The organism is Bacteroides sp. 224, from assembly GCF_010500995.1.
Taxonomy (GTDB): Bacteria; Bacteroidota; Bacteroidia; order Bacteroidales; family Bacteroidaceae; genus Bacteroides.
Genome location: NZ_QVMK01000039.1, coordinates 1 through 7988, shown reverse-complemented (window position 1 = coordinate 7988; position 7988 = coordinate 1). Strand labels below are relative to the sequence as shown.

Here is a 7988-nt window from a genome sequence, read left to right as displayed (position 1 = left end):
AGCGACGAATACCGCCGCTCTCTTTTAACCTAAATCAACTGTTGTTAGCCTGAAATACTAAGAGCCCGTTTAAATTTTCCACAGAATAATTATTATAGGATGTTTTTCGTTTTTTCTTTCGTACTTTTTTTGTCTGTTTCTTCTCTTTTTGCGGTTCAAATAGCTCGCTATTCTCACCTTAAAAAGAAAACAAACAACCTAAAAATAGCCCTAAATAAAAGAACGAGCAAAATTTAAACAGGCTCTAATCTATTTATCAAAACGAACATTGTGTTCCCAATGCCGGAAGGAGTTACCTACTTCGGCATCATGTCCATTTCCTGTAACATCATTGAAGAACTGACCTTTTCCTTCATCCATTGGCAGATACAGGATAAGATTAGGATTATTCGGATTTACAGAATAATACATATTACCCTTAATTTGCGTTTGAGTAATCGCCGTTTTCCACAAACGAACCTGGCTCACTGCACAATCGTTAATGAAATAAGAACCACTAGAAATCATTTCGAAACGATCGAAACGTACCTGACCGCCTTTTGGTGCAGGTGGATCGAATTTTGTCTTTTCTTCTCCATTCTGATATATGGTCAGCGTTGTTCCATCATACACAAATGCCCAATGATACCAAACGTTAGCCACAAGGTCACCAGGGTTAGATGTTTGAACCTGTCCGCCCAATGTTTTTATCTGCAAATAGTTAAATGGTTTATTGGCATCACCGAAACGTATATATATCTCATGGTCGCCACTACCTGTGTTAAATAACGCCTGATTATTTTTTCCATACGCAGACATACGTGCCCAACACTCAAGACTCCATTGAGAAGTATTTATCCCCCACAAGTCATCAATCGGGCGAGCTCTTACTTTACCATCAGATGTTGTAGCACCTTTCATTACAGGAACAGATACTATGAGTGGTTTAGCCAATAGATAGATAAAGCGGCCCTGAGAAACAGACGGAGTTACACCTCCATCCAACACTCCACCCAACTCAATAGGGAGAGCATACTGTAGTCTGTTAGTGTCAAAGTCATCAATATGTATTTTATACACTGCTCCTATTTCGCCAGCCGGAATAGTTACTGATGCACCTGTTGGTAAACTGAAATTAGGAATCATATTATATTCACTTGCATTGAGTTTATTATACTCTTCCAATAAACTTGCATTCAGTTTTAGTTCAATAGTTACATCATGATCTACAGTTTTGGCCAAGCGAACATTCACATTTACATCCACTCCATCCTCCATAGTCAAAGTAACAGACTTATCAGACCCGGCAGCATCACTCAGATACACACTATTATCTTTTATTTCATAATCAGCATTATCGCATCCGGTAAACAACATTCCCGATAATGCTACGATAACACTTAGTATATAAATTCTTTTCATATAATTCATTTTTTACAATTTACTAATGTAATTCTAAGGTTATTCAGCCGGCTCTGGTTCTGGTTCAGGCGCATTTAACCTCTCATAAAAAATTCTGTATAAATTAGTTATACCTTGGCGAAGAAAGTAATACTCTGGCGAACCATCATAATCTCCTTTACCTTTCGGCATATAGTCGAATCCGGAACGGTAAAGACCACAGCCACCGATTTGTTGGTCGTAACCATTCAGTTTGTATACATATTCCGACATTTTCAGGAACCCGCCTCCAGTGTTGGCATAGCTTTCAAAGTTTTCGGTTGCAATAGTTCTGCGTATCACCTCTTCTCCGGTTATTCTTCCGGCATCGATGTGTTCACTCATATCGGTCAGTACACCTGTCATACGATAATCGCTCATTCCACCATAAGCCTGAAGTACAAAGTAGTCTATATAATAAGACACCCAATTCTTATCCATACGTCCACCAACACCAATCTCGCCATCTACAATGAAGAGCAATCCGGGTTTTGCCGGTTTTCTTCCATCACGGTCACGTCCTTCTTCCGTTGCTCCGGCACCAAACCAGTAGCTTAATTCCTCTATAAACATGGTTCTTTGCACCTTGTTTTTCCAAAGGTAATTACCGGTACCACCACCGCCATTAGGCTCATAGTCCCAGTCGAAGCCATCATATCCCGACTCAACAACCTGATCGTAAATAGCTTCGGCATACTTGCGTATGGCTGGTCTTAACACTTCTTCGTCCGAACTGTTGCCAACTGTTTCGTAAATAGGATCATCAGGAACATCCTCTCCTACCTTTGTACAGAAAAGTGTAACCACAACTTTTGTACCTTTCACTTTTTGCACATATTCCATATCAAACTTACGGTCAGGACTCAGGTCAAACTTAGGATGTCCTCCCCAGTTCGATGCAATAGTAATTGAATCCGGCAATCCTCTAAGCGAGTTTTCTCCGGTAGGAGATGTGCCAGTCCAGTTGTCGAACCAGACAAAAACCTGAGGTAAATTTGGTGTTTGTTTCCACTCTCTAAGAGCTGCATAATACGCCTCTGTTTTTATAGAGTTATTCAAATCCGTATTATTTATGGATTCCATATCTTCGTCGCATCCTACAAGAAAAGCACCTGCGCAAAAGAATAAAGAAGATATAATTAAATTACTTATTTTCATAATTCACTTTTTTACTATGTTACTTTATCGTTTTTTTGCCCACCAAAGATCGGTATCAGCAACATCATCACCACCCAACATTTGTACGGCTTTAGCTACATTCTCGCCATTACCTGTATATTGAGAATTAGGAAATGGTAAGCGTCTTACTAAGTGATTCGATTCGTTTGTAACCGAACCCATAAAACCGGCACCGCTTTCGTTATTCACCGCAGGGAAGAATTGTGGGAAACCTGTACGACGATGGTCACACCAACCTTCCATACCTGCCGGGAAATTAGCTAACCATTTTTGAGTTATTATTTTCTCCAACTTTGTATTCTCGGTAGCGCCGAAATCGTCCCATGATACTGTAATTGGTTTTGCTACAGATATTTTATGAGCACTCGCAAACGGATTAGTATATGCTTCAGGAACAGTTTCCCCTTTCAAATAATCACCAATTGTGGCTGAGTATTGTTCCATCGAGAGTTTAATACCTTCTTCGTAGAACTTCTTAGCCTGAGCATCGCCACCAGCTATCCAACCTTTCAAAGCAGCCTCGGCTTTTAAGAATGCTGTTTCTGCAGCACAGAACACTAACAGCGGAGTAGTCTGTGTAAAAGCTGGTTTAGAAAAATAAGTTGCATTTGAGTATGTGTTCTTATTTATTTTATTAATACCCATACGCACACCTCTATATTTTGTCTGATAAGTTGCTAAGGTCATATACGCTGAAGAACGAGGATCTTTAAATCCATTCATGTAAGAAGCTAATGTTGCACTTACTGCCAAATCGCCCCACGAAACCGCAGCCTTATAATATGGATTATCGTTCGTTGGCAAAAAAGCATTATCAGCATTTACCGATATAGACCCTCCGGTTATAGCCTCTGCCATTACCTCTTTTGCATATTGTGTATCAACTTCTGCTATACGTACAGCCATGCGCAATTTCAAAGAGTTAGCGAATTTAATCCATTTACTAAAATCTGCTTTGTAAATATCATCAAAATCGGCCAGCATATTTTTACCTCCGGGGTTATCCAGAACATAACTTGAAAGCACTGCAATACTGTTATCCAGATCTGATATCATATTATGATAAAGATCCTTAACATCATCGAATGGTAAGAACTCCTCGTCAGAGCCAATGCTCGAATAAGGAATAGGTCCGTAAGTATCGGCCACACGAAGCATCGTAGCCACACGAATGATGTTTACCCATGAGTAAATATGACCACGGCTCTCTGTTATTTTCTTTACCTTATTATAATTCGAGTTAAAATCGACCATGATATTCTTAAATGGGGCTTCCACCCAATCGGTAGACGGGTTGAATGTTCCAAAATTAGTATTCTGCCACGGATTGGTGGTTGCAAAATATCCACCATATTGACCAGCCACCATTTGTTCAAAGTGTTGGTTATTGTTTTCATGTGGCGAGTGCATCAATTTAATAAACCCGGGAATAAGCGCTCCAACACGTTCTGTAGCTGTTAAATCCTGATCCCTTGGATTTGATGGATGATTGTTGTAATCATCATCTATGCACGATGTTACTAAACCGGCAAAGGTGATGCATGCCAAAACAAATATTGTAATTAATCTATTTTGTTTCATAGTTATTATCACTTTTAGAATTGTAACTTAAGGCTAAAGCCCATATTCCTAAGACTTGGTGTCATAAAGTAGTCTACACCGGTATAATAAGTACTCGACGCAGATGGAGCCAATTCCGGGTCAAATGGTGCTTTGCAATAGAGCAACGCTAAGTTGTTTCCTACAAGGCCAAGTGTAATATCTGCGATATTATTAAGCCACTTTCTTGGAAGAGTGTACTCCAAACTCACCTCTTGTAAACGAACATTATCTGCTTTATACACATAATAATCGCCTTTACCGGTACCTCCACCAACTACATTCAGGAAGTCTTGGGCAGAAACGTTACGTCCGTTGATCGATACTCCTCCTGCTTCACGCAGCTCAGCGCTATGCTTAGATACTCCGTAGCGGTCAAGAATTGCCTGTGTATTAGAAACTACCAGACCTCCGAAGCGTCCTGAAACCAGCACATTTAGTCTTGCTCCTTTATAAGAAAAAGAGTTGCGCCAGCCCATGTGTGTTTTAGCCAGCAGTGTACCAATCTTTTTATACTCTTCCGGTTTCAAATCAACCATTGAAGGAAGAAGGGTTGCATTATCCAGATAGATATATCCGTTATTATCACGTTTAAAATCGGAAGTCATATAGATATCACCCATTGTTCCACCCTTAGTCAGTCTGACCATTGGAGAGCCCTTAGCTCCTAATGTAGATTTATTAACCCACTGTGTTTCCACTCCATTTTCGTCCTTCAGCAAGCTTTTGATTTTGTTCTTGTTATAAGTAAAAGTATAACTGGTACTCCATCCAAAACCGCCCCACTTTCCGTCGTATCCTAAAGCCAACTCAATACCTGAGTTCTGAACACTTCCTGCCTGTATAAGTTCGGTTGCATAGTCTACATTATTATACTCTCTGGAGTGTGTTTGGTTTTTAGTGTCCGAAATATAATAAGTGGCATCTAACGATAGTGCACCTTTAAAGAATCGCATATTAAGACCCGCTTCGTAAGAGTTTGTGATTTCGGGTTTCAAGTTATGATTTGGCTTAGCAGTTGGCTGCTTGAAATCATTAGATTGATCATTATAATTGTAGAAACTTTGAGTCAGGTAAGGATCGTAAGAGTTACCTACCGAAGTGAAAGACACACGCGCTTTCAGATAAGTAAACCATTCGGGTAGAGCTACTTTCTCGCTAATCAGTCCCGACAAACCTACTGAAGGATAGAAGAACGATCTCTCTTTCGATTCAGAAAACACCAATGCAGAATCCCAGTCATTACGAGCCGTTAGCGTAAGATAAAGGAAGTTATCGTAACCAATTTCAGCATTACCAAACACAGAAGTTGTGCGACGTTTAAGCCCATCGTCGGCCCATTTAAGCATACCTACAGGGCGTTTCAGGTTTCCTATTGAAAACCAATTGGTTACCTGATCCAAATCGCCTTCCAGATAATGACTATCCATTCTGCGTTCTTTAAAGGCCCCTCCTACATTCACGTTGAAAGAGAATTTATCAACTGATTTATCTAAGGTAGCAATAAGATCTCCATAAGTTTGGTTCTCTTCACGCAATCCCAAACGATAGCGACCTTTTTCGCCGGCAAAAACAGCTAATGTACCTGCCTTGCGTCTGTCGGTGTTACGATAATTGGAGTTATCTATATTTACACGACCTGCCACGTTTAACCAATCTGTAATGTTATACTTTAGGCTTGCCGAAATCATATAACGTTTTCTTTTGCTATCTCTATCCATATTATTCATAATCCAATATGGATTCTGTAATGACAATCCTTGATCGCCAAAAGGCCAATATTGAGAATTTACTTCCATAGATGAATCGTAGCGTTCGTACAACTGTACTTCTCCAAAGTCTTCACCTCTTGGGAAAAGATAAAGCGCAGGCAATGGGTTAAAGTATTGTCCTTGCGAAACCATGTTTTTGTTTTTCTGAACAATATAACTTACGCTGGCATCCAACAATAATTTTTCTTTAAAGAATGAAGTTGTATTACGATACGAAAAGTTGTAGCGATCGTAATCATTATTAGGAAGAATACCGGCTGCATTATTTGCCGAAATAGATAGATAGCTTTGGCTCTTTTCGTTACCAGTAGAGATAGATACTGTGTTGGCAACATTTGTTCCGGTATTGAAGAACTTTTCAGGATTGTATCTGTTAGCAGTAGCATCACCCCAGCTCTGAGAAGAACCGGCTACATTGCCATAGTTATTTTGAAACTCCGGCATTTTCAGTACGTTAGAAAAAGTAGTACTGTTGCTGAATGTGATCGTTGTTTTATCTGCACGTCCTTTTTTAGTAGTAATCAATACCACACCGTTTGCACCTTCGTAACCATAAAGTGCGGCTGCCGAAGGACCGGTTAATACAGACATGCTTTCAATATCATCAGGGTTGATATCGGCAATACTTTCAGTGCCCGGCTGAGAATCCATTGCACCTGTACCACCACTTCCCATATTGTTACTCATAGGAACACCATCAATTACATACAGTGCATTGTTGCTCAATGTTATTGATTTAGCTCCACGCATTACCACCTTAACACCCGAACCCGGACCTGCAGCACTGGAGTTGATCTGTACCCCGGCTACCTTTCCGGCAAGGGAATTCATAAAGTTAGCACTTTTTACAGTAGTAAGGTCGCTATTTGTAACTTGTTGTACATTATAGCTCAACGCCTTTTCTGCACGTTTTATACCTAATGCAGTAACCACAACCGCATCCAGCATAATATTGTCTTCCTGCAACACTATATTCAGGAAATTATGGTTAGCAACAGTTACATTTTTAGTTGCGTATCCGGTGTAGGATATAATCAGTACATCACCCTGGCTAGCCTCAACCGAGAAGTTACCTTTCAAATCGGTAATTGCACCAACAGAACTTCCTTTAACCAATACGTTAACTCCAATAAGCGGTTCGCCGGTATTGTCTTTAACTATACCTTTCAGAAGTTGTTTCTTATCTACTTTATTATTCAGGTCGTTTTTAGAAAGTATTATCTGTTTATTAACAACAGTGTATGTTATGTCAGTATCGGCAAAAATACTATTTAGTATTTGGAGGATATTCCCGTTACTGTTTTTTACCGAAACAATACGATTAGTATTGATCGTTTCATTATTATAGAGGAATACATAATCTGAACTCTTCTCTATTTCATTTAGTATCTGCTCAAGAGAGACATTGTTCATGGTGATGCCAGACTTCATTTTTTGCGCGAGCCCAGTCGATCCATACAATTGGAACGTCATGAAAAGCAGTAAAATCGCTGTGGTTTTCATAAACAAAGGAATTTTTAGACTTAAAGCACTTTTTGAATATAATGCTATAAAAAAACGTTTTTTTTTCATAACTTTACTGTTAACTAAAGTTTATTTATTAGTAATAGACTATTGGTCGGCATCCGGCGAATTTGCGAGACTCTTCCGGTTGTCTTAATTTAAGAAGGTGGTTATCTAAAAGCCCCTTCTTTTTTTGTAATAAATAAGTGTGTTATTTCATAGGCAAAAACTGTTTTTAAATTTATATAATTAGAAAAGTTCTACTATTATACATTTTCTGGAAAGAGTATCATCATCTTGCTGTATCTGTTCTTTCAACTGCCATTTTATAGCTGCCGACCTACTTAGATAATCCAGTATCTGCGTTAAAGTTTCATCTTCAAATGTTGCTCTATACCTATACTCCTTATCAGATTTATTATGAAACACCCATGACAAAAACTCGTCGCCAAAGGTAATGTAAATTGTGGGTTATAGCTACCTTTGTTAGGTTCACCAACAATAATAGCTATGGAT

At 39.1% G+C, this 7988-nt stretch carries 4 protein-coding genes and 1 pseudogene; all 5 read right to left on the bottom strand.

Features of this window, described 5'->3' with window-relative positions:
- Positions 1 to 249: 249 nt before the first annotated feature.
- The gene (locus D0T60_RS15295) at positions 250 to 1401 is read right to left on the bottom strand and encodes a DUF1735 and LamG domain-containing protein (protein WP_203558355.1); all 1152 of its coding nucleotides are present in this window, start codon (positions 1399 to 1401) and stop codon (positions 250 to 252) included.
- A 39-nt stretch (positions 1402 to 1440) separates the two neighbouring features.
- Positions 1441 to 2577: a glycoside hydrolase family 18 gene (locus D0T60_RS15290; RefSeq protein ID WP_163219003.1), complete on the bottom strand. Its 1137-nt coding sequence runs from the start codon at positions 2575 to 2577 to the stop codon at positions 1441 to 1443.
- Between the two features lie 24 nt (positions 2578 to 2601).
- Positions 2602 to 4179, bottom strand: coding sequence for a SusD/RagB family nutrient-binding outer membrane lipoprotein (locus D0T60_RS15285; protein ID WP_163219002.1), 1578 nt, complete (start codon positions 4177 to 4179; stop codon positions 2602 to 2604).
- A 14-nt stretch (positions 4180 to 4193) separates the two neighbouring features.
- Complete coding sequence (locus D0T60_RS15280) at positions 4194 to 7472, bottom strand: SusC/RagA family TonB-linked outer membrane protein (RefSeq protein ID WP_163219001.1); 3279 nt, start codon at positions 7470 to 7472, stop codon at positions 4194 to 4196.
- Between the two features lie 249 nt (positions 7473 to 7721).
- Positions 7722 to 7898: pseudogene (locus D0T60_RS18845) on the bottom strand (FecR domain-containing protein); the annotation flags it as partial.
- Positions 7899 to 7988: the final 90 nt, after the last annotated feature.